This window comes from Vibrio sp. DW001, from assembly GCF_029016285.1.
In the GTDB taxonomy this organism is placed as follows: domain Bacteria; phylum Pseudomonadota; class Gammaproteobacteria; order Enterobacterales; family Vibrionaceae; genus Vibrio.
The window spans coordinates 673,711-696,351 of record NZ_CP091975.1 but is presented as its reverse complement, the minus strand read 5'-3'; the positions used below and the strand labels follow the sequence as shown (position 1 = coordinate 696,351).

Sequence of the window (22,641 nt, the reverse complement as noted above, 5' to 3'; positions counted from 1 at the left end):
ATATTGATCATCTCTCTTACCCTGTTTCTTATCAATAATACGTTGCGTTATTATCGTGATCTCGTAGACACGCATACCCGACCTTCTTAAATAAGTGGGTAAAGATAACGTCGGCGCAGTTACTGAAACGAAAAACCTTAGCGTTTCTGCTAGGGTTTTGAATATGACTGTGAGTGAAGAGTTTACACAGAGAGCTTACTCCGAACCTTACCCGGTGTAATACCAAAACGCTTCTTAAAAGCTCGGCTAAAAGCAGCTTCAGATCGATAACCAACCACTTCAGCCACCAGAGCAACACTGTCGCCTCTGTCTAGCTGGCTCCATGCCAGTTGCATCCGCCACCACGTTATATATTCCATTACCGTCCAACCACTGATCTGCTTGAAGTTTTGTGCCAGCTTAGTTCGTGACATAGCCACCTGCTTTGCCAGCCCTTCCAGTGACCAGTCTGTATCTGGTTTTTCGTGAATAGCAGCCAACGCTTTAGCGAGCCGCGGGTGAGTATAAAGTGCCAAAATACCAACCTTTTCTGGATTTCCCTCTAAGTACTGACGCAAAGCATAAATAAACAACAGCTCAGATAGGCGGCTCATTACTGCCTCCGAACCCATGCTCCACTCCATACCTTCTTGCATAATCATAGCCATTAACGAATCGCTCCACAGGGTGTTATGGCTCGCCTTTACTATAAATACTTTGGGCAAAGCATCTAACACAAAATGACTACCAAAATGCTGAAACTCAACATTGGCACATAACAAGCCCGTTGCGGGGCTGCTTGGTTTTTCATTGTATGGCAGATGCTGTTGCTCGCCGTCTTCGGGGTTAATGGGGCGTAACGAATGCGGCAATAAGCGGGGAAAGATAACCAAATCACCGGGAGCAAGCTCCGTTGTAAGGTGATTTGGTACCTCTAGCCGACACTGGCCTTTCGTTACCATATGAAAGCTGGTTTTACGGGATTCCTGCTTATTAATAAGCCAGTTCCCGCACACTTGAGCATTATGGTATACCTCAACATCCAGCTTAAGCTGTTGTATTAAACTCGAAAACGCTTCCATTTTTGTACTCTGGGGCTGTTTTTATGCACTATTGACTATTCATCGTACTGGCATTAGCCGTTACTGTATATGGGTAACTCAGTACCACTTCTCAAAACAGTAAAGAGCCCGACTATGAGTACAAACATGAGTGAAAGAATCACGATTAAAGATGTCCTGAACACAGCCAAACAGCCGTCTATTCTGAAACGCTCGACTAAAGTTGCTTTGATTGTCGGAACCATACTGATGTTTATCAACCACGGCGATGCCATTTTCGCTGGCGAGCTAGAGTCCGCCCGCTTGGGAAAAATAATTATAACCTACTTTGTTCCTTTTCTTGTATCCACTCAGGCCAGTGTGACCGCGACGCTCCATGCAATGAAGCAGCCATCAGCAGCACTGTCATCAGATAAAGAGATATTATGATTCGTTTATTTAAGAAAGCCCCTCAACCGGATAAGGTGTTGGTAGAAAAAGAACGCATCCATCAGCTTGAAGCAATTGAAATAAAATATAAGCAGTTACTCAAAAGCAACCCCCTACCGCACGCAGAGCAGATAGTTGACAATGCGCGTAATGTAAATAAAGCCGCCTCAAATCGAATGGATTCCATTACCGAGAGTTCTGAGCTTATTGAACACTTCATTAGTCAGTCGAGTGGTATTGAAACTCTCTCAAATGCCTCTTTTGAATCTGCAAGCATTACCGCAGATACCGCTAAGCTTTCCATCGATAAGATGCACGAGCTGCTTAATCAAATTCAGGATTCAAAACTTCAGATATGTGAGTTCACTAAGCTGCTTAATTCACTGGAAGAGAACAACCAAAACATTGACCAACTGGTGGGTTCTATCAAGGGTATTGCATCCCAAACAAACCTGTTAGCACTTAATGCTGCTATTGAAGCGGCCAGAGCAGGTGAACACGGACGCGGTTTTGCTGTAGTAGCCGATGAAGTGAGAACCCTCGCTACAACAGCGACGCATTCTGCTGACAGTATTAGCCATGAAATGAAAAGTATTATGGATACCTCTGCACAGATCATGGGTAAACAAAAAGAAGTTTCTGATGTGATTAATTTCAGTGCAGAGATTGCTGACAAAACTGTAGAGGATATGGAAGGTTTAGTGGCGAAATCACGCGAAAGCCAGTCGTCTGTTGAAGAGGTGATTCAAAGCGTTCGTCGACAGTTAGAAGATTCACATACCATACAAAGTAATATAGAACAGCTGGTTGAAGATACGCGAATAGCTACTTCACTTTCTGGTTCAAACTACGAACTTGCTACGTTGATTACAAAAAAATTGGCCGTATTGAGGTAGGTTAAATAGTACTTAAAATGATGGATAACACTGCAAAAGATAAAACTATGAAGACACACACCATAAGAAAAGAAAAATAAACAAATTTCCCAAATCAAAAAATGTCGTGAATTTAGTTAGTTTTGAAAGAAATGTTCGTGTCTCTACGGTTTTAATCGAGCTTTTACTATTGTAAAACCATTATGAATGCAGACGAGAGCCAGAACGTGTAGTTTGTTTCTGGTTGTTGTATTCATGTAGGGGAAACCTTCGTCAGTTTAAACCGTTCTAGGATAGGTGCTAACGGGCTATTTAGGTTAGCTTTGCCTTCCCTCAGTGTTTTTCCTGTCCAGAGATTCTTGTTGAGATTTATAAAAAAGCCCTTGTAGAGAGGGCTTTACACGCCTAAGACCGATAAACAGTACAATTGAAACAACCAGGATTTGCATTGTGAACTTGGAGGTATGTGGCTTTATCGTCTTTGAACTGATTACGAATAACACCCTCCAAATCAACGCCTAATACAGTTTCAGCGTGAATCATAAGATGGCCTTCACTATATGCTCTTACTGAGAGCAACCTTTCAGTCAATATTTCCGGGATTTCATTGATACTTAACTCTGCCGTTGTGGCATTTTGTCGAATAAAAATAGGCCCAGATGCTTGATATGGTGATTTTACGTCATGGTATTTATATGGAATAAGTAACACTCTCTCTCCAATTTCCGCTTCTTTCAAAGATACTCGACAGGGGTAACCGGTCTTTGAGTCTACAACCAGCCATGTTGCATTGACTTTTGTAAGCGGCAGATCACTTTGGTTTAAATAATCATCGAACATGCTCTTTTTAATTGGTTTTATAATAAAGTTAGTATTCATTGGAATGTACCTAATTAGCTGCTTTTTTGTTTGGTTATTGCGTATATTAGCTATGGGAAAGACTCTAAAACATCCGAAAATTGCGTTATATTCAAAATATATATCGATGGAGGAGTTATTGATTATAAGGTTACGCCTTTAAATTTAAGTGCATAACAATGCAGACCAATCTCCTTTTCACAACTGTAAACGAGTGAAGAGCGTTCAGAGAATGGATAATAAACTCACGCTTAATGAGTAATAAAACTCTCATTAAATCAATAATATTCTAATAAAGAGTAATTAAATACTCATAATTTGTATTTATCACAACTTACGAGTAAATTACTACACATAGGAATTTAAACGGTACTACTAATGGAAGAACTGACCATACAAGCATTTACCAAAGAAGAATGGCTAGATGTTGCTATCATCTCTTTCCCTAAAAGTGACAAAAAAAATCTCAGCGTTACAGAGCTGCATTATCTCGATGACTATGCTTTAGATCATCATAATAAAGACGATCTTCACGCCGTTTCCATCAATCATCCCGTATCTTTCTTCTTTGATGATATGGGTAAACCAGGATGGTTAAAGTTTCTAGACGATATTATGCCTAGTGGAGCAGGTAGACGATATTGGGTTAAACATCTGGATATTGAGGATCTTACCTATGATGAGCAAGATTATATTTTGCTTAAATTTGGCACCATGTCACCCGTGGGTAACCTACGGGTAAAAGATTCGCTACCCGAACGTCACGAGGTTTCAGATACTCTCTATTTCTCTGTAGGCGATGTATTAAACCGAGCGGGTGATTTTTTAGACTATGCCCAGCAACGAGGTGCCACCGCAGGTGGTGCAACTGGCGCTGGCGGTGAAGCTCCAAAACTGCTTCTACGCTGCTCTATCGAAGAGGACGCGAGTGATAACAAGATATGGATAGACCCATACCAAGATGATGATACCAACCAAGACTTACACTACTTAGTGAAATACCCCAGAGGTTCAAGAACCACAATTGACTGTAATATTCTGCGAGCAGAGTTCTATTACTACCACGAGCTAACAGAAATGGGATTTGATACAATTCCTATCGAAAATATGCGTCTAGAAGAAGGGATAAACTACCCGTCATTATGGCTACCTAGGTTTGATATCAAATTTAACGATCAACAACATATCGAAAGGTTTGGTATGGAGTCTGTTTATTCCATCTTAGGTAAAGGGGCTGGCGTTACTCTCGATCATGAAGCGACGATTAGAGCATTGATAGAAAAGATCACGCAGAGTCACATGGTTAGTAGTCAGGGATATGATTTTGATATTCAGGATTTTGTCATCGAGTGGGTAAAACGAGATCTACTCAATATCCTATTTGGTAATAGTGATAATCATGGTCGAAATACATCATTTTTGAAAGGAGATGGCTTTATCAAGCTCGCCCCCATCTACGACTTTGCTCCAATGAAAGCCGATCCAGAAGGTATACCTAGAACCACAAAATGGCGGACACCTTTAGAAGTTGGCGGAACCTATGATTTCATCGGAATAGCTGATTTGTTATCAGATCTCGTCGCTAGTGAGATCTTACTTGCAGAGCTTAGGAGTACCGCTAAACAGTGTCTTGATCTTAAAAAAAGACTGGTAGACAAAGGAGTACCAGAACAAATTCTGGAAATGCCAGCAACTGGGCTAAACCATATCTCAGACAAGCTCACTAAATGGGGGCTGTTATGAGCACTAACAAACCAGTCTCTAAGGAATCGATTCAAAGCACAGTAGCTCGCCTTAGAGCCAGCCGAGAGAAAGCATCAACTACTCGCAGCACGACGACTGAAGCTATTAAAAATACAGATCAAAGCGTTCAAATGACACAAAGAGTGTCAAAGAACACAACTTCTGTCAGTACAACAGATCGTAAAAAAGCAGCAAACCACATAATTAAACGCTTATTGTTTAGCGAACTCACTGAAGGTCAAGCCTTAAAAGAACTGCGAATCAATGTGCTGGGACTCAAGCAAGATGTTTACGCCAAGCTAGTGAACGTCTCACGCAAAACATTATCAGACATAGAAAATGATCGCGGTAACTACAAAACAGATATTTTGAACAAAGTTTTTAAACCTTTCGGTTTGAAAGCCGGCCTCATTCCTTCTTCACCTAGTATGTTAAACTCACTAATACATGGTAATGAAACTTTGGTTGAAGATTAAAATAGATAATCAATTTAGAACAAATAGTTATAAAAAATTAATTGATTAATTTTAATTTGATACATTAAACTGGCTCCTCCAATGCATAGGAAAGGCCACCTTCACCTACGCCAACGATAATCCACCATCGACAACAAGCGTATGGCCCACAACATAGCTTGCTTTATCTGAGCTCAACCACTCGATAGCATTCGCTACTTCTGCCGTTTCCGCAAATCGTCCCATTGGTATGTGTGGCTCTATTTCACTACGGATATTGGAATTTTGCGATGCCTGTCGTTCTTCCCAACGAGGTGTCCAAGTAACACCTGGGGCAACCGAGTTAACCCTAACGCCGTCTTTAATTGCCTCAAGCGCAACGGATTGAGTTAGCCCTTCTAAAGCATGCTTTGATGCGCTATACATTGCCGCGTTAGACGTTGGGCGAATACCGTTTACTGAGCTGACATTAACAATGGAAGCACCTTTCGACATAAGCTGTAACTCATGCTTAAGGCATAAGGTATGTGACCAGAAATCATTCATTAACGTATGGTATAAGTCATCTACCGCTATCTCTGAAAATACCCCTCCAGACTTTATCTTCGGTGAGGCATTATTAACGGCAATATCTAATCGCCCATACATCGACGAAATATGAGTAAAAAGGTCATCAATTTGCTTTTTATCCGACAGGTCAACAACCTGAAAATCAACATCAGAAAGAATGGGATTTGAAATAGTAACGCTATGCCATGTGTCTATTGAACGGGCACACGTTATAACCTTATACCCTTTAGCCACGAAGGTTTTGGCGACCTCTAAGCCAATCCCTTTGCTACCACCCGTAATCAGTACTATCTTCATTGTAAATCCTTCGTTGATGGTTGATTTTATTCCGTTGACACGGCCTTTAAGCTCGCGAGTTCAGAGCATTTGCAAGTACTTCACCCACCTGTATTCTGAACGCTTGTATTTTTTTATCACCTTTTCGATCTCTATGATACAACAACCAAAACGGCGCGTTAAAACTGAGGTTGTCTAGATTAGAAAAATCTACTTTTATTAAGCTTTTATCTTCATTTGCAATATTGTCGGCTAAAAAAACAACACCTATTCTCGATTTGATGGTGGATAGCACTTGAGAAGGGCTAGATGACTGAAAAGCAATAGAAAAGTTGATGTTATGTTCATTGACTCGATGAACTTGTTTGTTTGCTTTTTTTCTAGATTCATCAACCCAGAAAACCCAATCGTAAACGTGAGGTTGCGAGCGACTGTTGAATTGCTCAAGGTAAGCTCTGCTTGCAGACACATTAAACATTATATCGCCTAGTTGCTTCCCAATACGAAGCGCGTCCGGTGAGCGATGAACTAGCGAAAGCGCGAGTTGTTCACACGTAAATTCTCCTCGTAAAAGTGCCCACTTTAATACCCTGAGATTTAGGCGATAAGCTTAACGTCAGCGATTATGATATGTTGTCTTTCATGAGGAAGGGGGCATTGCTCTTTGACTATCAAGGTGTTAATACAAGGGGACAAAATGATACGTCATATAGATCACATAGTTCTGACTGTTTCTGATATTGAATTTTCGGTGAAATTTTATCGCCGGGTTTTGCTTATGGATGAAATTACATTTGCGAACGGACGCAAGGCACTCAGGTTTGGAAACCAGAAAATCAACCTTCAAACGTTAGGGCAAGAACCAAGAAATAATGCTCACGTTGGCTCTGGTGACTTGTGTCTTATCACTCATTGGGATCTAAACGATGTTGTCGCGCACTTGAAGAACGAAAACATAGCGATTATAGAAGGTCCCGTCGATAAATCGGGAGCCATAGGTCAGATTACGTCGATCTATTTTTTGGATCCAGATAATAATTTGATAGAAATTAGCGTGTATAATTAACTACTTTGTCATCACAATCTACTGATGTAGATTACCAACACGTAGAAATAGAGGATAAAAGGAATGGTAGAGTCAGATAATAAGCTCGCGAGTTGTCTTTGTGGAAGCGTCAAAATTGAGGCTCAAGAGGTCAACCCAAAATTTACAGTTTGCCATTGTGATACGTGCCGAACTTGGGGTGGAGGTCCGTTTTTTGCCGTTCAGTGTGGTACCGATGTTAAATTTCAAAACGCTGAAATGGTGAAAGAATACAAATCGTCGCCTTGGGCAACCCGTGGGTTTTGTGGCCAATGTGGTACACATCTTTACTATCGCTTCAACAAAACCGGCAGCTACAACATGCCAGTAGGTTTGTTTCCAGAGCTAAACGGTTTGGCGATGAGCATGCAATACTTTAGTGATCAACGTCCAGATTACTATTGCTTCTCAAACGAAACCAAAGAATTGACAAAGGCAGAGATCGAAGCTTATTTTGCTTCATCGGTCTAGCCAATTTAACGAACCAAACCATCTCACCCACAACGCATTGCATTGTTAATGCTATTCAATATTTATAGTTATGACGCAATACAGAAGCATCGTATTGCGTTGTGCTGCGCAAGTTAATTAAGCGCGATATTCTTTGGAGGTTCCAGTGTCGGCATTTTTTTTATCTCAGGTCTTAGTCGCAATAGCCATTGGCTTTGACTTGATGTCTTTTCAGTTTAAAGAAAGGAAGAAGATTGTCGCGTGCCTATTTTGCGCTGGTATCCTCATTTCAAGCCATTTCATTTTGCTAGAGCAATGGACAGCGGCAAGTCTAATGGTCATCGCCACTACCCGTTATTTAATGAGTGTATTTTCTACCTCGTCAAAGCTTAAGTACTTATTTTGCTCTGCCTCGGTATTAGCTACCTTTATTACTTATGCCGGGCTAGTCAGTGTATTGAGTTGTTTAGGATCGATTTTTCAAACCGTGGCGGCTTTTAACAAGGACGACCGTCGGTTAAGAGAGCTTATGGTGGTGGGCACGACTTTTTGGCTTTTTCACAATTACTTAGTCGGCTCTCCAACCGCCGTTATTATGGAAGTTCTCTTTATTTCCAGTAACTTAATTGGTTATTATCGGCACTACTATAGAAAAAGTAGCGCCGTTTAAATTCAGCTCGGTCCGCTATTCAGTTATTACTCTTTTTAATGTCATACTTGCCAATCTGGTTTGCATGAAACTGTCTTGAGGGGATGTTGGTCCGGCCATCCATGAATATAAAATCAGATGTTCGCTACCGTAATTAAGCATTCCTGAGATAGAGCACGTTTCATTAGGCACCAAACAATACCCGGTCAGGCTAATGCTCTGAGCCATGTCTAATTCTGCATCGGTATCGATAAAACCCAACAACGGAACATCTGTATTAGCGGTTGTCAGTATGGCTTTAGTTAACCCAGTTTTCGCATCTACTTGATAAACATTTAGCGCGATTTCATCATCTAAGCTTAGCCACTTTCCCGCGACTGGATAGGCCTTTGTATCTGACTCATGATCCATTAAGCCATTATTGAGAGTAGAGAGCTCAGATTGCCTTGCACTTTCAGCTTTGGTAAAAACTAATTCATCTATGTAGTTGCCTTTTTGATAGCTCTCGAAGGGCACAGAGACCACAATTGAATTCGTCAATGTCATCTTGCCATCTAGTTGGAGCTGTCCACACATAGAACCAGCCCAATGCCAGCTTTCATCTTTAATTCCATCTTGGATATTCTTCCAGTAGATCGCCATTGCAATACTTTGCCCAAGCTCTTTAGAGGGGGGATGAACCGAACAACTCCCCACTAATAAATACGAACCGGTTGATCCTGTATGTGAGGAATATGTTCCCCGTACCGCTGTGCCTTCAATAACAAGGGACATCTGTGAGCCAAACGAATTAACCCACGTACCTGCCAAATCTTTGTTCATCATAATGCCTCGTTTAGGTTATTAAACAGCAACGCCGGAAAGGTCTGTTTTGTCTTGATAATTTCAGGGCCACCATGTTTGTTAAATACCCAAACCCCTTTGGGTTGAATATCATTATCAGACACCATTTCATACTCGTAAACGGTGTATAGGTGGTCCATCAGTACCGAGCCTACCAATAACATATTGTCTGCCCCCGAAAGGCCTTGGAATTGAGAAACTATTTCACCCTTTTTCTCACCGGCTTCAATTTCGCATTTGTAGAGGTCACTGGTAATTTCAAAGCTGCCGTACTCCTGACCAGTACTATCAGATAATGTAATAGATACAACAGGGTTGCTGTCTTTTGTTAAATCGAATAATTGAGACAGCACCAACTCATCACCTTTAAACTGTGATGAACCACTATCGAGAGAGAAAAACATATCCGTCCCAACCGGTCTACCCGCTACGCTTACGGATGCCCCTGATGCGCTCCACAAGTAGCTGGCCTCTTCTTGATAACATGACCACGGCATAAATATGTACTCGCGAGAAGACGCATACGATTGGTCTAACCGACCAAACCCTATGACCCCAACGGGATCCTTTGCATCAGCAGATTCGGTCAAGAATGAGATATAAGGCGTTTTCTCATTGACTAGCTCCATTTGTACAAGCTGTAGGAAGAAATCAAATGTCGGTTGAGGCCCATTGTCATTCGCAGAATAATGAAATCGGAAAGGAGGTGCATTATTCACCTGATTCATCGAACGACTCTGGCTGCTAGGTAATCCTATTCCACCATCCCAATCCAACTCCTCAAACTGTGACCCTGAATACGCTTTAGCAAGGAATAGATCGGTGAAGAGATCGTAAGCGTGAACAACGTGAGGAAGAGACAATTTATCTCTTCCTGTTTCAACCTGCATTGTTCCCCACGGGCCAAAACTCACTGATTGCTCTTTTGTACTGATCCATTCAAATGTTGAAGAAACGGATAGGTTAAATCGAGAATTGGCGTAATGCTTACAGCTATCTTCTGCACATAAACTAGACGTTACCCAATTGAAGTTACTCCCTGTATCAAAGCATATTTTGAGTTTTTGACTAGGAGAACCAATACCAAGTTCACAATACCAAGGTGTTGCCCCATTATTTTGAAACGGTCCTCGCTGGAGAGGAAGCTCCAAACCTGTACTTTTTAATGAATTCACTAACACTCCCTTCCAATTCGTCGCTTAAGCTTTCATTTGGCTATCGTCTCTTTATTTTTGCATAACAATAACGTGTTTAAGGTTCAGCCGGTTGATAAAAGATTATTTTTATCAATCTCAAGGGAATAAATACTGACCCTATTTCTCCCGGTATTCTTAGAGTGATACATGGCTTTATCTGCTCTCGCCAATATATTTTTCACATCGTTATCGGTTTTAATGACCTGCGTGACACCGATACTGATCGTAAGGTTTATTTCGTACTCATCTGCCATAAATCGGCTTTTTTCCAACCTCTCTCTTAGCTTTTCAGCAATGATAGTGGCATCTTCTAGGTCAATATCATGAAGAATAATGGCAAATTCCTCACCACCAATTCGTCCAAAACAGTCCGATTCGTTTAACTCAGCTTTAAGCACTTTTACAGCATACTGAATAGCATCATCGCCATAAGAATGCCCTAGTGTGTCATTAATACGTTTAAAGCGATCGATATCCAACATGAGAAGGGAAAAGCTTCGGCTACATGATTGGTACTCATTTAAAGAGGTTGATAATGCGTTAGTAAATGACCGACGATTGGCAATACCGGTTAAATCATCGATCTCAGATAACACCTTTAATCGTTGCTCTAGTAGATGACGTTTCGTGATATTTTTGGCTATCCACACAACGGTACGCTCACCGTTTTCGATTAATGGAAGAGGCTTAATAATACCTTCAAACCAAATCTCTTGCGGAGATGGAACATGTTCTGGCAGGTCAATCATGTCCTGCCTATCAAACTTATAATGGGCAAGCTGTGTTTCGTTCGACTCCAGAGCCGCTACTATGTGGGAATGAAACTCATTGGCCATGTCAGGAGGCGCAATATCATAAAGTGACCGTCCAATAAATGGCTTGCAATCAAAACCGGTGGCATTGTCATCTCCACCATAAACATCGATATAAATACCTGATTCAGAGAATATAAATACGTGATCTGGCAAAGCATCTAACACGGTAAAATATCGATCTTTCAATTCCATCTAACAAGCCTTTTCTATCCGTAGCAATCAATAAAAATCAAAAATACTCAACAACAGAAATGCTATTACTTGAACGCATTAATGTATCAAATATAATCAATCATATCACTTAAGTAGCATATAGTTCACTAAGCACATATTTCAAGCTTAATGGCTTGAAATACAAATTGCCTTGTACCTACACCGTGCTTAATTTCTCGTGGCAAGCCAGTTTCTCTATTATCTGTATTCCTTCAAGGGTAACCAAACTATCTTGAACGGATGAAAAGGCGATTTAAGAAAACCAACAATGAACCTATAACCTGTACCAAAACAAAATCGAATACGACAGGCAATATAATAGACCAAATTAAACGACTTCGCTAAAAACAAGAAAACCATTACGATGTGCTCATTTATTAGAACTCGACATATTCCAATCTAAAAGGACAGACACTGTATGAACACCACTTATTTACACGCTGACTCTCTTTGGTAACTTGTTCTTGTATACTTAGCTATTCAATATTCGTGAATCTTGTATTAATAATCCCTGGATTAAAATTGTGCCTCGATCCCCTATTACAGCTCTTGAGCGTTAGGTCTACATTGTCTACAATGGCGCCACTTTTTATTTATTACAGATCTCGAACATGAACGACACTACATCGCAACCCGCTTTACCAGACCACCTTTCGGGTAATCCTCGCAGCCCACATCATGTGGCCGAATGTTTCGAGCACAAAATTGGTATTCGACTTAACGGCAAAGAGCGCTTTGATGTTGAGGAATATTGTATCAGTGAAGGTTGGGTAAAAATTCCATCACCTAAAGCAGTAGACCGTCGTGGACAACCCATTCTGATTAAGCTAAAAGGCGTTGTCGAAGCTTTTTACAGTTAGGTCGTATTTATACCTCTGACGAGTAACCATAGAGTCTAGAAAAATGTAGGCTCTATGGGTTACGATTTGGCGCTTACCACAACGTTGAATTACACATTCACACCTCTCCCAACTAATTCACGCATAGAATAGCCATCCACTACGTCAGCTAATCTGTTCATGCTGCACGGTATAAAATACCAAAATCGTTTGAAAAAGAGCCTCTTCCGCGCTCAACCATCATAATGCTAATCAAACCATCAAATCATTTTGCTCCGTTAACCAAAGCGATGGAGACTACTCGTACCTTGATTGTAATGAAGCGTGAAAATTGGCACTATCTGAACGAGAAATACGGCATATAGTCGGCCGTATAGATCGCGTTATAAGTAGCAGAGGAAATAGGCGTAATGGATATTCGTCAAATCGACTGGACACAAACCATTCCTGTCCGTCATCGAGTTTTATGGCCAGATAAGCCGCCCAAGTTTTGTTATGTGGAAGGAGATGAAGATGGCCTTCATTTTGGGGCTTTTGAGAATGACGAGCTCGTTTGTGTTGCCTCTGTCTATATCGATGGGGATAAGGCTCGTTTACGCAAGTATGCGACAGAGATTCAGTTCCAAGGGCTAGGCATAGGAACGGCGGTATTGAAAGAGGTGATCGCTTATTTGAGAATGAACCACATCAACTATATTTGGTGTGATGCAAGAGAGTCAGCATTACGTTTTTACGGGCGTTTCGGTATGCATTCGCAAGGTGAACGTTTCTATAAAAGTGACGTGGCGTATTATAAAATGGGCATGCACCTAGGTTCGGCAGAAGACAGATAGCAACCTAGTTGAATTGAATTGAATTGAATCACAGTACAAGTTAATGGAGTATTAGACACACCTAAGGAGATGTATATTGAATAACTATTTTGAGAGCCCTTTCGTTGGTAAATCGTTGAAGGAACAAGTCACCAACCCGAATATCATTGTAGGTAAGCACAGTTACTACTCTGGTTATTACCACAACCACAGTTTTGATGATTGTGCTCGCTATTTACTGCCTGATAGAACGGATGTGGATAAGCTAATTATTGGCCATTATTGTTCAATTGGTTCTGGCGCGGTGTTTATGATGGCAGGCAATCAAGGTCACCAAAATAAGTGGGTAAGTACTTTCCCATTTTTCTATCAGGATAATGACCATTTTGTTGACGCAAAAGATGGCTTTCAACCTTCAGGTGATACCGTTATTGGTAATGATGTATGGATTGGAAGCGAAGCGATGATAATGAGCGGTGTAACCGTTGGTGATGGTGCTATTGTCGCGAGTCGTTCTGTTGTGACCAAGGACGTTGCACCCTATTCGATTGTCGGCTCAAATCCTGCCAAGCATATTCGTTTTCGTTTCTCAGATAGTGAAATATCTCAGTTATTGAAAATGAAATGGTGGTTGTGGAGTGACGAGCAACTCAAAGGTGCCATGAGTTTAATGTGCTCATCAGATATCGATGGTCTTACCGATTATTGGCACAATTTTAGCCGTATCTAACTATCGGCTTAAGCTTTGCCATCGATGATTGATTATGGAATACTTGAATGAACATACCAAATTAAATGTCTCTGTAAAACACTTGTACTGATATGAATTGTATTCTGGTTCTCTATCCAACGTTATTCAAAAGCTACTCTAAATTCAGTAGAAAGTTGTCGATGCTCATTGTAAATTTGGCGTCTCCACGGCTGATTTTCATCGATGACAAGAATGAGTTTGGGGTCCAGTATACAAAGCAACATAACCTCGCATACGAACGAATTGAACAACCACTAACCAAAGCGTTGCACAACATTACGCACGCCATTGTATTTAGCGATGGGGAAGAGTTTGTTGATGAGGTAAAGGCCTTACGACAAGGCTTTGTCAAAACAAGTGTTCAGAGAATTAAAATTACTCGGGTTGTTAATGTCACCAGAGATCCTGTCTATAACGGAAGGCAAAGCACCGAGCAGTTTGAATATATTGGCCGAGGGTCACCATGGGGGAACCCATACCCTATTGGTGTTGATGGCGATGATCGTAACGAGGTTTTAAGAAAATATAAATATGACTTCGATTACGACAATTTTCTAAACATCACCAAAGTGAGTATGTTGATGCTTGCAGGCAAGCGACTGGGTTGTTTCTGTAAACCAGACGACTGTCACGGTGATATCATCGCTGATTATCTAAATACATATGATGATGGTCAATAAGGAGTGAATGGTCCAAAACCATACAAAAAACCACCCTGAACACCGACTAAGTCACATTTATTTTGTTATCTATTTGAGTTGTTTTATTGTTTTTGGCACCGTAAATAATGACCGTTTATAGAAGATAAGCAACCGCACCTACCACACGCTTCTTTTTAATTAATTTGCCGTCATCCATCACATTATCAATCAGGGTTAGTACTCAAAATGGGTGCAATCTTAAAGCTGTCAATTCAGCCTTAATAATAAACCCGATATGAGAATGAGGAACAACAATGAAGTTAATCAGAACAGCAATCATCTTGGCTCTGTTTCCTTTGGCATCACATGCAAGTGATATGACAACAGGAAAAGCGGTAGAAGCACTGAATCTCAGTGAACTCGCACTAACGTATAGCCAAGAAAAAATAGTGAAAGTAACGGGCATAAGTGATGCCACACAGGCGGATGCTTTACTCATTGACATGAACGTAATCAAGCCAAGCGATTTGGGTCAAACAAAAACACTTTCTGACAAACTTAATCATTTTGTTGAGGATCAAATCGACCAATCTGAACGCTATATTGGTAATGTTTCCGACAAAAATATCGTCGAGCGCGTAAGCAAAACTTGGAATAATTCCACGGTTATTGATGACAAAAAAACACTCAGCTTGCTGAACAGCTTCATCGATAATGGCCTTACTACCGGCTATAACGTTGTCGACACGCTAGACGAATCAAACTTTAATCAAAGTATGATGATCCGATACGGTCACAATAATATCCAGCACGCAATCCAATTACTGTATTTAATGAAGAGTGAAGGTTTTGATCCAAAAGTCCAGCTCACACCAAAATCGTCTGCATTTTTATATCTTCCAGAGTGGGGCGAGCCAACTTACCCCGTAACAACGCTTGAAAGTGGCAAAATGGTTTCTGTGGTTAAAGAGTATAATTTGGACTTTGAATTTCAAACACAAGAACGTAAAGAAAGCTTTATGGATTTGATCAATCAGTATGCAAAAAAAGACAGTGCTGATGAGAAAGGTCTACTTTTTGAATCATGGTGGCAGCCGTTCTATCGTTCATATACCGAAATGGCCGACTACAAAGTATTAACTGAAAACCGCGTGATAATAGATCATTATCAAGCCGACCTAATGTCTCTGCCAGAGAAAGCAAAAGACCAAGAAAAACAAGTGCGTGCAATGGCTGAAAACTACGATGTTGTTGCGACAAAAGTATGGGTTAACCCTTCCTTCTACCGTTACATGTTAGGTGAGTTTAAGTAAACACCTTGTTTAAAAGGGTCTAGATACAGTCTGGGCCCTAATTTAATTTGTACCCGTTTAATAACTCACCTAAGGTCATAGGTCGATCAAAGAAGCCAAGCAACTGCGCAGGCGTTTTACCATCGCGGTGCGGCCAGCAAAAATTATAGTAACCCGTAAAGACATGCAGCCAATCGTTAATCGATTGTTCGTTAAGTGTTGGCCCTAAACCTTGGAAGAAAGTCTTAGCGGCATCAAGATAGTGCTGAACCCTATCTAAACTCGTCTCTTGTAATAACTTTTCCCATTGTTCTACGGACAAGCCTTGCCCCTTAATATGGCAAGCCCCTTTGGTTTTATCCCCTTCGGATAAAAAACCCCATTTATCTTGCCACCAGCCTATATGACGAATATTAAGTTTGTTCTCATTGAACCACGTCATTTTAGGAGCGCTTTCTCGAAAATAAAATAGGTGGTCTTCTGAACGCAATAAATCTTGCAAAGATGCATTCATAAAGGCATTTCTCAACATCGTATCTTGTTCAACAAAGTAGTAACGATGGGATTTGTGTTGCAGCTTTTTTCTTAGTACCAATGCGTGTGCAAAACAGGCTAAATACGGCAAGGCTAAATGGCCTTTATAGGAGTGCATTACTGGTCGGTCATTGCTGGTTGGATCTAAGTAGTTCTTTCTCGACATGATGGCTTCATATTGCGCCGTAATGCTCATTATCAAATCCCCCTTATCAGGGGCTTCAACAGGTGAGCGAGTCGATAGACTAGGTTCAACGGCAAGCAAGCACTCCGGTTCCATGTCCGTAGTAAAATTCGTATCAAATGCCAAAACATAACCACTTTCTGTATGCGTCGTTGCAATGATCATGGCCGCTTGTTGTTCGCCCAAAAACTCATAGCTTGTTGATACATTGCATTTTTCAACTTTTTTATAAAACGATTCTTCTTTAACATGGGCAATATATTTAAGCCTATCGACCATGCCATGCTGCAACTTATAAAATGCTTTGGCGGTGATCTCTAATTTTTGGCAAATATTACGTACACCGAACGAGTACATCATGCCGTAAAATATCGCGTTTTGCGCCTCGCTATGTGGATTCATGCACGAAAGTTGGTCGGTAAAAACGGTATTACAACGTCGACATTGATAGCGCTGCTTCAATGAATTAGTTTTGCCAAATGCGCGATAGCGTTCTGGAAAGGCATGTACCGCAAACGGTTTAGAGGCGCACTCATGGTTTGGGCAGGACGTAAGAGATAACGCATGGTATCGTTTTTGGTGTTCAATCGTTTGGTATACGGAACGATTATTAATAACCTGAGGATAAGCCCCACATTTAGGACAGTGATAAATATTCAAGGCTTTGGTGTTATACACCGTTTGATACAAACTGGGGTCGCTTAGACCAAAATTCTCGCACCCCGTTGAAACACAATAATTAACCTGAATTCCTTTGTATGGTTCGGGAAACACCATTTTGAGATCATCTTCCACTGATTATATTCCCCTCTGCATTCCTAATTATTACATTATACCAAGCTAAGTAAGTTTGTGATCAACATGAATGTCATTCCACCGGCTGCTCAAGAACTCTTGTACGCATTAGCAATGCGACTTCCTGCCCATTGATGTCGGCGCCATGACAACCCTAGTGCTGATCAGTTAATTGTCCAGATTGGTGTGAAAACATTATGAACAAGTTGCCTATCATCAACAAGGTCTGAGCCGCAGACATCATATACTCAAAAAGGAATACTCACCTAGGTCAGTATTCCTTTTCTATAGCATTTGATTCAATCTACGATTAAATCGTCATAATGCCTAACCTAGCTAGCCCTTGCTCAGGAAAAAAGCACACTTATATATTTGGTATAAATGATAGAGCCTACATATACGCCCACAATCCCCATGACGCCAGACAACACCGGCGGAGCGGGAATGGGTAACTTTACTGCTGTAAAAAAAATACCAACGATCAAGCCTGATGTTACGGCCAACAAAACTTCATTTAACACAATAAACTCCTATCCTTAGGGGCGGAACTGAAGACGATTAGCCAAACGTTTCTGTAATGCACCTTGTGGTAACGCTGTACACAGCGCCGTAAGATCCAGCCAATCTTGTTCCTTCATTTTTCGATAAGTCTGCTCAATCAGCGTATCCCTTACATCATCCTCTACAAACGCCGCCTCAAGTGCACATAGGGTGACATCTAACAACTCGACTTTTGTGAAACCAAATTGTGTTTCTGCAATATGATATTCCTTACCAATGTCGGTTCCAAATAACCCGGCATCATCGGTATTAATAGAAAGACGTACGCCTTTTTCATACAACTTACGCAGCGGATGATGCTCAAGTGACTGATTCAGTTCAGAGACCAAAATTCGATTACTCGTAGGGGCAATCTCCAAGGTAATATTGTCACGAATAAGCGTTTCAATTAGTGCCTCATCTTTGATCGCCGCGATGCCATGACCGATACGTTTTGCACCATATTTTAGTGCTTGACGGATACTGTCTGGCCCGCATATTTCGCCAGCATGATAGGATTTATCTAATGGGATTTGATCGACCAACTCATGTACATAGGTAAAATCGGAAAACGTTCCCGCTAATTCATTGCCCGCAATATTAAAACCAGTGATAACCGATCTTGGTTGCTGTTGGATAAAATCCGTACTCAAATTAAGGTGCTCTAGGCTCAAATGGCGAACGCCACACGCTTGTAGGCGAGTTTCAGTACCATATGACGTTTTTACCTCGGCAATCGCACGTTCTACGGCATCCATGATTTGATGATATTTATTGCTATCGAGCTCACCTGAACCATCCGCTTTTTCGGTATAACACAGATGGAATGCTGATGTAATAATCTCGCAGTAAACCAAGCCTTTTTCAGCATTACGAGACAGGTAATCCTTAACAATCAAATAGTAATCTTCTGGCGCCCGCACTAAATCCGCGACAGTATCATAGGTGGTAACAAAGGCACCAAAATCAGATTCATTATAATTGTAACGACCATTTGGAAATTCACTACGGCTATATTTACCCTCTTGGTAAATAAAGTCCGCAGGCAAAGTGACACTGTATTTCTCCGCTAAAAAAAGCGCCATTTCTGGTGTCACAGTGCCTTCAATATGTTCATGAAGCACGACTTTTGGAAGTTTCGTATCCATAATTTGACCTCTAATTTCATTTAACGTTAAGCAGACAATTTCATTCTAGCTATTTATTTGGTTAACCTAGGCCAAAAAATATTCCGGCTATCGTCGCACCCATTAGGTTCGACAAAATACCCGCAGCAAGCGCCTTAAAACCTAAAGAGGCAATTTCTGAACGACGCTCGGCGATCATTCCACCAATACCACCAATGGCTATTGCTACCGTTCCTATGTTAGCAAAACCACATAATGCAAAGGAGATGATCACTTGGGTGCGTTCCGTCATCGGCATACCCGTTGCCCCGACGATGGCGTCACCACTCAGATAAGGTGCTAAGTTAATGTAGGCAAAGAATTCATTAATCACTATTTTTTGACCAATGAATGACCCCGCTAACGTCGCTTCATTCCAAGGTACCCCCATCAACCACGCGATAGGAGAAAACAGATAACCCAAGATCAATTGCAAGCTAAGGTTATCAAACCCAACCCAACTGCCCGCTCCGCCTAACAATCCATTTAACAACGCAACTAAGCCAACAAATGCTAACAACATACCACCAACTTCAATCGCCAACTTCACGCCGTTAGAAGCCCCTGTCGCCGCAGCATCAATGATGTTTAACGTCTGATTTTCTTCTGCTTTCTCGGGGTTTACATCATTGACTTTGTCTGTTTCAGGTATCAGTATTTTTGCAAATAATAATCCACCCGGCGCCGCCATAAAAGAAGCGGCTAACAGATATTCCATTCTCACACCAAGTTGTGCATAGCTAGCTAACATGGTGCCTGCGATAGAGGCTAAACCACCGCACATTACCGCGAACAACTCTGAGCGTGTCATAGTAGGCAAATATGGTTTAATAAGAAGAGGTGCCTCTGTCACTCCTAAGAAAATGTTTGCGGTGGCAGACATTGACTCAGCTTTGCTGGTTTTAAGAAGTTTTTGCAGTGCTCCACCTATCCATTTGACGATAAACTGCATAATGCCAAGGTGGTACAGTACGGCAGATAAAGAAGAAAAGAACACAATAATTGGCAAAACCTTAAAGGCAATAACAAAACCGCCACTACCAAACAGTTCGTACATTTTGTCGCTAACAAGCCCACCAAATAGAAAGCTTATCCCATCATTACTGTAACCAATCACCGCTGAGACGCCGTTGGCCATAGACAAGATGATGTCTTGCCCAATTGATGAGTACAAAATAAGACCACCAAGGGCTAATTGGATACCAAATGCGAATCCAACCGTTCTAAAGTTGATAGCCTTCTTATTTTCAGACAGCAAATAAGCGACACCAAACAAGGCGACAATTCCTACAATACTAATAACTAGTTCCATAATTTTTTCCATTAATTAGGTTCATACTGGAGATGACTTTCTCATAACTAGCATGAATAATTACGTGATGAATAGCTCATTTTACTACCCTTTAGTCTCACACCAATAGCTTGTTATCCAAAAGACAGCAATACCTCATACTTAAAGTAGAAAAACTACAATTTCAACTCATATCGATAACGAGATACCTACCAATATCTATTCCAGTTTTAGATGTGATATATGTCACTAAACTAACCGCCACTAAATTTAACAATGGAGAAAACAACGTATATAAGGTGAAAAAATATGGCGCTAGCAATAAAAGCCAACCCTAATGATTTTGCAGAAACAGTCATCATGCCTGGCGACCCTCTACGAGCGAAGTACATTGCAGAAACCTACCTAACAGATGCTGTTGAGGTAAACAAAGTACGCAATATGTTGGGTTATACCGGCATGTATAAAGGGAAACGTTTATCCGTAATGTCTCATGGCATGGGCATCCCTTCAATTTCTATGTATGCCTATGAATTAATAAAAGATTTTGGTGTTAAGAACCTAATCCGTATCGGCTCTTGTGGCTCAGTCAGAGATGACATCCAATTAATGGATATTGTCATTGCGATGGGTGCAAGCACAGACTCTAAAGCTAACCGTGAACGATTCAAAGGGCACGACTTTGCCGCAATCGCTGACTATCACTTACTAGAAACCGCCGTAAATACAGCACGTAAACAAGATCTAAACGTCAAAGTGGGTAACTTATTCACTTGTGATCTTTTCTACGGTCCAAATCCAGATATTTTCGAAGTGCTCGAAACATACGGCATCATCGGTGTCGAGATGGAAGTGGCAGGACTCTATGCCGTCGCTTCAGAACTCGGTGCCAACGCATTAGGCATATTGACCACAACCGATCACATTAAAAATGGTGGCATGCTCACAATTGAAGAACGTGAACTGTCGCTTCATCAAATGATTGAACTGGCACTCGACACGGCAATCGAGCTTTAAGTTCACTCATAAGCGGCGCCATCTATTAATAGTTCCAATGACTATTAACTCATTCCAGAAACCACCAGAGTGAATGCCTTTGGTGACTATCCACAGATTAGATTAGGTTAAATAAATAATATGAAAATTGACGGCAAACATTATCGATCTATTTGGCAAGCAACGGATAACAAAAACATCCATATATTTAATCAAGAAAAATTACCTTATGAGTTTGAAATTCTAACGCTTTCCACCATGGAGCAAGCCGCAGAGGCCATTATTTCGATGAAAGTACGTGGCGCACCTTTGATCGGTTGTGTGGGAGCGTACGGAATGGCCTTTGCCATGTCTGTCGATAGCAGCGATAAAGCAATAGAATCCGCCTATCAAACCTTGGTAAAAACTCGCCCGACCGCGATTAATCTACAATGGGCACTGGACCGTATCTGCCAGCGTTTACGACAAACGCCCCCACAAGATCGTGTACAAGTGGCCTATGAAGAATCCGCTATCATCTGTGATGAGGACGCGGAAATAAACCACAGTATTGGCTTGCATGGTTTAGAGATCATCCGCGAGCTCGCCGCAAATAAAGCCCCCGGAGAAGCCGTTAACATCCTGACCCATTGCAACGCTGGTTGGCTCGCAACCGTCGATTGGGGTACGGCATTAGCACCAATGTACTTGGCGCATGATGAAGGTATTAATATCCATGTGTGGGTTGACGAAACTCGCCCAAGAAACCAAGGAGCGTTGACCTCTTTTGAATTGGGTGGTCACGGTGTCCCACATACCTTAATTGCCGACAATGCCGGTGGGCATCTAATGCAGCATGGTGAAGTGGATATGGTCATTGTGGGTACTGACCGAGTGACGGCTCGCGGTGATGTGTGCAATAAGATTGGTACCTATCTAAAAGCACTCGCTGCACAAGCCAATAATGTGCCTTTCTATGTGGCACTGCCATCGCCAACTATCGATCCTAGCGTATGGGACGGAGTAAAAGAAATCCCGATTGAGCAGCGCAATGGTAAAGAACAATCTCATGTGCAAGGTATTGACGCAAATGGGCAGCGCAGCTTTGTCAATACCGCACCAACAGGTACAGAATGTGGCAACTATGCATTCGATGTAACACCGGCAGAAATGGTTACCGGTTTGATTACTGAAAAGGGCGTATGCAAAGCCAATAACGACGCTTTAAAGGCTATGTTTGCAGATATCATGGACAAATAAGACGTCGTCCAATTCATCTTTCCCTTCGGTGTTGATAAGCCGTTAACCCACTTATCAACACCCAT

25 protein-coding genes are annotated in these 22,641 nt (G+C 41.4%); 14 read left to right on the top strand and 11 right to left on the bottom strand.

Annotation, left to right across the window (positions count from 1 at the left end; genetic code table 11):
* Positions 1 to 182: 182 nt before the first annotated feature.
* Positions 183 to 1,061: an AraC family transcriptional regulator gene (locus tag L3V77_RS03405; protein ID WP_275135735.1), complete on the bottom strand. Its 879-nt coding sequence runs from the start codon at positions 1,059 to 1,061 to the stop codon at positions 183 to 185.
* A gap of 114 nt (positions 1,062 to 1,175) precedes the next feature.
* Between L3V77_RS03405 and nrtS the strand changes: the two genes are divergently transcribed.
* Positions 1,176 to 1,469 (top strand): nitrate/nitrite transporter NrtS, encoded by a 294-nt coding sequence (gene nrtS / locus L3V77_RS03400; protein WP_275135734.1) that lies wholly within the window; start codon positions 1,176 to 1,178, stop codon positions 1,467 to 1,469.
* A complete protein-coding gene (locus tag L3V77_RS03395) occupies positions 1,466 to 2,365 on the top strand; it encodes a methyl-accepting chemotaxis protein (protein ID WP_275135733.1) in 900 nt (299 codons plus the stop codon). Before nrtS ends, L3V77_RS03395 begins: the two co-directional genes overlap by 4 nt.
* A 384-nt stretch (positions 2,366 to 2,749) precedes the next feature.
* Here the strand turns inward: L3V77_RS03395 and L3V77_RS03390 are convergent, their stop codons facing one another.
* On the bottom strand, positions 2,750 to 3,223 hold the full coding sequence (locus L3V77_RS03390) for a DUF1203 domain-containing protein (protein ID WP_275135732.1): 474 nt from the start codon (positions 3,221 to 3,223) through the stop codon (positions 2,750 to 2,752).
* A gap of 357 nt (positions 3,224 to 3,580) precedes the next feature.
* Between L3V77_RS03390 and L3V77_RS03385 the strand changes: the two genes are divergently transcribed.
* Both L3V77_RS03385 and L3V77_RS03380 read left to right on the top strand, forming a co-directional pair.
* Positions 3,581 to 4,945 carry a HipA domain-containing protein gene (locus tag L3V77_RS03385; protein ID WP_275135731.1) on the top strand — a complete coding sequence of 455 codons (1,365 nt, stop codon included), beginning with the start codon at positions 3,581 to 3,583 and terminating at the stop codon, positions 4,943 to 4,945.
* Positions 4,930 to 5,421 carry a helix-turn-helix transcriptional regulator gene (locus L3V77_RS03380; protein WP_275135730.1) on the top strand — a complete coding sequence of 164 codons (492 nt, stop codon included), beginning with the start codon at positions 4,930 to 4,932 and terminating at the stop codon, positions 5,419 to 5,421. Before L3V77_RS03385 ends, L3V77_RS03380 begins: the two co-directional genes overlap by 16 nt.
* A gap of 105 nt (positions 5,422 to 5,526) precedes the next feature.
* On the opposite strand, the gene L3V77_RS03375 is transcribed toward L3V77_RS03380, so the two are convergent.
* Both L3V77_RS03375 and L3V77_RS03370 read right to left on the bottom strand, forming a co-directional pair.
* Entirely contained in the window at positions 5,527 to 6,267 is a 741-nt protein-coding gene (locus L3V77_RS03375; protein WP_275135729.1) for an SDR family oxidoreductase, read from the bottom strand.
* A gap of 46 nt (positions 6,268 to 6,313) precedes the next feature.
* On the bottom strand, positions 6,314 to 6,724 hold the full coding sequence (locus tag L3V77_RS03370) for a LysR substrate-binding domain-containing protein (RefSeq protein ID WP_275135728.1): 411 nt from the start codon (positions 6,722 to 6,724) through the stop codon (positions 6,314 to 6,316).
* Positions 6,725 to 6,943: 219 nt separating this feature from the next.
* On the opposite strand from L3V77_RS03370, the gene L3V77_RS03365 reads away from it, so the two are divergent.
* The 3 genes from L3V77_RS03365 (at position 6,944) to L3V77_RS03355 (ending at position 8,450) form a co-directional block, all read left to right on the top strand.
* On the top strand, positions 6,944 to 7,312 hold the full coding sequence (locus tag L3V77_RS03365) for a VOC family protein (protein WP_275135727.1): 369 nt from the start codon (positions 6,944 to 6,946) through the stop codon (positions 7,310 to 7,312).
* A gap of 63 nt (positions 7,313 to 7,375) precedes the next feature.
* A complete protein-coding gene (locus L3V77_RS03360) occupies positions 7,376 to 7,801 on the top strand; it encodes a GFA family protein (protein WP_275135726.1) in 426 nt (141 codons plus the stop codon).
* A gap of 145 nt (positions 7,802 to 7,946) precedes the next feature.
* Positions 7,947 to 8,450 (top strand): YgjV family protein, encoded by a 504-nt coding sequence (locus L3V77_RS03355; protein ID WP_275135725.1) that lies wholly within the window; start codon positions 7,947 to 7,949, stop codon positions 8,448 to 8,450.
* A 15-nt stretch (positions 8,451 to 8,465) separates the two neighbouring features.
* Here L3V77_RS03355 and L3V77_RS03350 read toward each other — a convergent pair whose 3' ends face one another.
* The 3 genes from L3V77_RS03350 to L3V77_RS03340 form a co-directional block, all read right to left on the bottom strand.
* Entirely contained in the window at positions 8,466 to 9,254 is a 789-nt protein-coding gene (locus L3V77_RS03350) for an avidin/streptavidin family protein (protein WP_275135724.1), read from the bottom strand.
* Entirely contained in the window at positions 9,251 to 10,447 is a 1,197-nt protein-coding gene (locus tag L3V77_RS03345) for a pepsin-like aspartic protease (protein ID WP_275135723.1), read from the bottom strand. The genes L3V77_RS03350 and L3V77_RS03345 overlap by 4 nt, the downstream gene beginning before the upstream one ends.
* A gap of 83 nt (positions 10,448 to 10,530) precedes the next feature.
* Positions 10,531 to 11,475, bottom strand: a complete 945-nt coding sequence (locus tag L3V77_RS03340) for a sensor domain-containing diguanylate cyclase (protein ID WP_275135722.1) — start codon at positions 11,473 to 11,475, stop codon at positions 10,531 to 10,533.
* Between the two features lie 632 nt (positions 11,476 to 12,107).
* Here L3V77_RS03340 and L3V77_RS03335 point away from each other — a divergent pair.
* The 5 genes from L3V77_RS03335 (at position 12,108) to L3V77_RS03315 (ending at position 15,852) form a co-directional block, all read left to right on the top strand.
* Positions 12,108 to 12,356: a DUF3297 family protein gene (locus tag L3V77_RS03335; protein ID WP_195702389.1), complete on the top strand. Its 249-nt coding sequence runs from the start codon at positions 12,108 to 12,110 to the stop codon at positions 12,354 to 12,356.
* Between the two features lie 389 nt (positions 12,357 to 12,745).
* Positions 12,746 to 13,168 carry a GNAT family N-acetyltransferase gene (locus L3V77_RS03330; protein ID WP_275135721.1) on the top strand — a complete coding sequence of 141 codons (423 nt, stop codon included), beginning with the start codon at positions 12,746 to 12,748 and terminating at the stop codon, positions 13,166 to 13,168.
* 76 nt (positions 13,169 to 13,244) lie between these two features.
* Positions 13,245 to 13,877 carry a type B chloramphenicol O-acetyltransferase gene (catB, locus tag L3V77_RS03325; protein ID WP_275135720.1) on the top strand — a complete coding sequence of 211 codons (633 nt, stop codon included), beginning with the start codon at positions 13,245 to 13,247 and terminating at the stop codon, positions 13,875 to 13,877.
* A gap of 161 nt (positions 13,878 to 14,038) precedes the next feature.
* Positions 14,039 to 14,578 (top strand): DUF4326 domain-containing protein, encoded by a 540-nt coding sequence (locus tag L3V77_RS03320; protein WP_275135719.1) that lies wholly within the window; start codon positions 14,039 to 14,041, stop codon positions 14,576 to 14,578.
* A 275-nt stretch (positions 14,579 to 14,853) separates the two neighbouring features.
* Positions 14,854 to 15,852: a hypothetical protein gene (locus tag L3V77_RS03315; protein ID WP_275135718.1), complete on the top strand. Its 999-nt coding sequence runs from the start codon at positions 14,854 to 14,856 to the stop codon at positions 15,850 to 15,852.
* Positions 15,853 to 15,889: 37 nt separating this feature from the next.
* On the opposite strand, the gene L3V77_RS03310 is transcribed toward L3V77_RS03315, so the two are convergent.
* From L3V77_RS03310 to L3V77_RS03295, 4 genes are all read right to left on the bottom strand, one after another.
* Entirely contained in the window at positions 15,890 to 17,344 is a 1,455-nt protein-coding gene (locus L3V77_RS03310) for a hypothetical protein (protein ID WP_275135717.1), read from the bottom strand.
* 347 nt (positions 17,345 to 17,691) lie between these two features.
* Positions 17,692 to 17,865, bottom strand: a complete 174-nt coding sequence (locus L3V77_RS03305; RefSeq protein WP_195702383.1) for a XapX domain-containing protein — start codon at positions 17,863 to 17,865, stop codon at positions 17,692 to 17,694.
* A 15-nt stretch (positions 17,866 to 17,880) separates the two neighbouring features.
* Positions 17,881 to 19,032, bottom strand: coding sequence for an adenosine deaminase (gene add / locus L3V77_RS03300; protein WP_275135716.1), 1,152 nt, complete (start codon positions 19,030 to 19,032; stop codon positions 17,881 to 17,883).
* Positions 19,033 to 19,093: 61 nt separating this feature from the next.
* The gene (locus tag L3V77_RS03295; protein WP_275135715.1) at positions 19,094 to 20,362 is read right to left on the bottom strand and encodes a NupC/NupG family nucleoside CNT transporter; all 1,269 of its coding nucleotides are present in this window, start codon (positions 20,360 to 20,362) and stop codon (positions 19,094 to 19,096) included.
* A gap of 288 nt (positions 20,363 to 20,650) precedes the next feature.
* Here L3V77_RS03295 and deoD point away from each other — a divergent pair, with 288 nt between their 5' ends.
* Positions 20,651 to 21,358 carry a purine-nucleoside phosphorylase gene (gene deoD, locus L3V77_RS03290; protein ID WP_275135714.1) on the top strand — a complete coding sequence of 236 codons (708 nt, stop codon included), beginning with the start codon at positions 20,651 to 20,653 and terminating at the stop codon, positions 21,356 to 21,358.
* Between the two features lie 120 nt (positions 21,359 to 21,478).
* Positions 21,479 to 22,576, top strand: coding sequence for an S-methyl-5-thioribose-1-phosphate isomerase (gene mtnA / locus L3V77_RS03285; protein ID WP_275135713.1), 1,098 nt, complete (start codon positions 21,479 to 21,481; stop codon positions 22,574 to 22,576).
* Positions 22,577 to 22,641 lie beyond the last annotated feature (65 nt).

Bases quoted from the DNA above. Each gene is read 5' to 3' on its own strand.
- L3V77_RS03405 (WP_275135735.1), bottom strand. From the start codon at position 1,061: ATGGAAGCGTTTTCGAGTTTAATACAACAGCTTAAGCTGGATGTTGAG.
- nrtS (WP_275135734.1), top strand. From the start codon at position 1,176: ATGAGTACAAACATGAGTGAAAGAATCACGATTAAAGATGTCCTGAAC.
- L3V77_RS03395 (WP_275135733.1), top strand. From the start codon at position 1,466: ATGATTCGTTTATTTAAGAAAGCCCCTCAACCGGATAAGGTGTTGGTA.
- L3V77_RS03390 (WP_275135732.1), bottom strand. From the start codon at position 3,223: ATGAATACTAACTTTATTATAAAACCAATTAAAAAGAGCATGTTCGAT.
- L3V77_RS03385 (WP_275135731.1), top strand. From the start codon at position 3,581: ATGGAAGAACTGACCATACAAGCATTTACCAAAGAAGAATGGCTAGAT.
- L3V77_RS03380 (WP_275135730.1), top strand. From the start codon at position 4,930: ATGGGGGCTGTTATGAGCACTAACAAACCAGTCTCTAAGGAATCGATT.
- L3V77_RS03375 (WP_275135729.1), bottom strand. From the start codon at position 6,267: ATGAAGATAGTACTGATTACGGGTGGTAGCAAAGGGATTGGCTTAGAG.
- L3V77_RS03370 (WP_275135728.1), bottom strand. From the start codon at position 6,724: ATGTTTAATGTGTCTGCAAGCAGAGCTTACCTTGAGCAATTCAACAGT.
- L3V77_RS03365 (WP_275135727.1), top strand. From the start codon at position 6,944: ATGATACGTCATATAGATCACATAGTTCTGACTGTTTCTGATATTGAA.
- L3V77_RS03360 (WP_275135726.1), top strand. From the start codon at position 7,376: ATGGTAGAGTCAGATAATAAGCTCGCGAGTTGTCTTTGTGGAAGCGTC.
- L3V77_RS03350 (WP_275135724.1), bottom strand. From the start codon at position 9,254: ATGATGAACAAAGATTTGGCAGGTACGTGGGTTAATTCGTTTGGCTCA.
- L3V77_RS03340 (WP_275135722.1), bottom strand. From the start codon at position 11,475: ATGGAATTGAAAGATCGATATTTTACCGTGTTAGATGCTTTGCCAGAT.
- L3V77_RS03335 (WP_195702389.1), top strand. From the start codon at position 12,108: ATGAACGACACTACATCGCAACCCGCTTTACCAGACCACCTTTCGGGT.
- L3V77_RS03330 (WP_275135721.1), top strand. From the start codon at position 12,746: ATGGATATTCGTCAAATCGACTGGACACAAACCATTCCTGTCCGTCAT.
- L3V77_RS03320 (WP_275135719.1), top strand. From the start codon at position 14,039: ATGCTCATTGTAAATTTGGCGTCTCCACGGCTGATTTTCATCGATGAC.
- L3V77_RS03315 (WP_275135718.1), top strand. From the start codon at position 14,854: ATGAAGTTAATCAGAACAGCAATCATCTTGGCTCTGTTTCCTTTGGCA.
- add (WP_275135716.1), bottom strand. From the start codon at position 19,032: ATGGATACGAAACTTCCAAAAGTCGTGCTTCATGAACATATTGAAGGC.
- L3V77_RS03295 (WP_275135715.1), bottom strand. From the start codon at position 20,362: ATGGAACTAGTTATTAGTATTGTAGGAATTGTCGCCTTGTTTGGTGTC.
- deoD (WP_275135714.1), top strand. From the start codon at position 20,651: ATGGCGCTAGCAATAAAAGCCAACCCTAATGATTTTGCAGAAACAGTC.
- mtnA (WP_275135713.1), top strand. From the start codon at position 21,479: ATGAAAATTGACGGCAAACATTATCGATCTATTTGGCAAGCAACGGAT.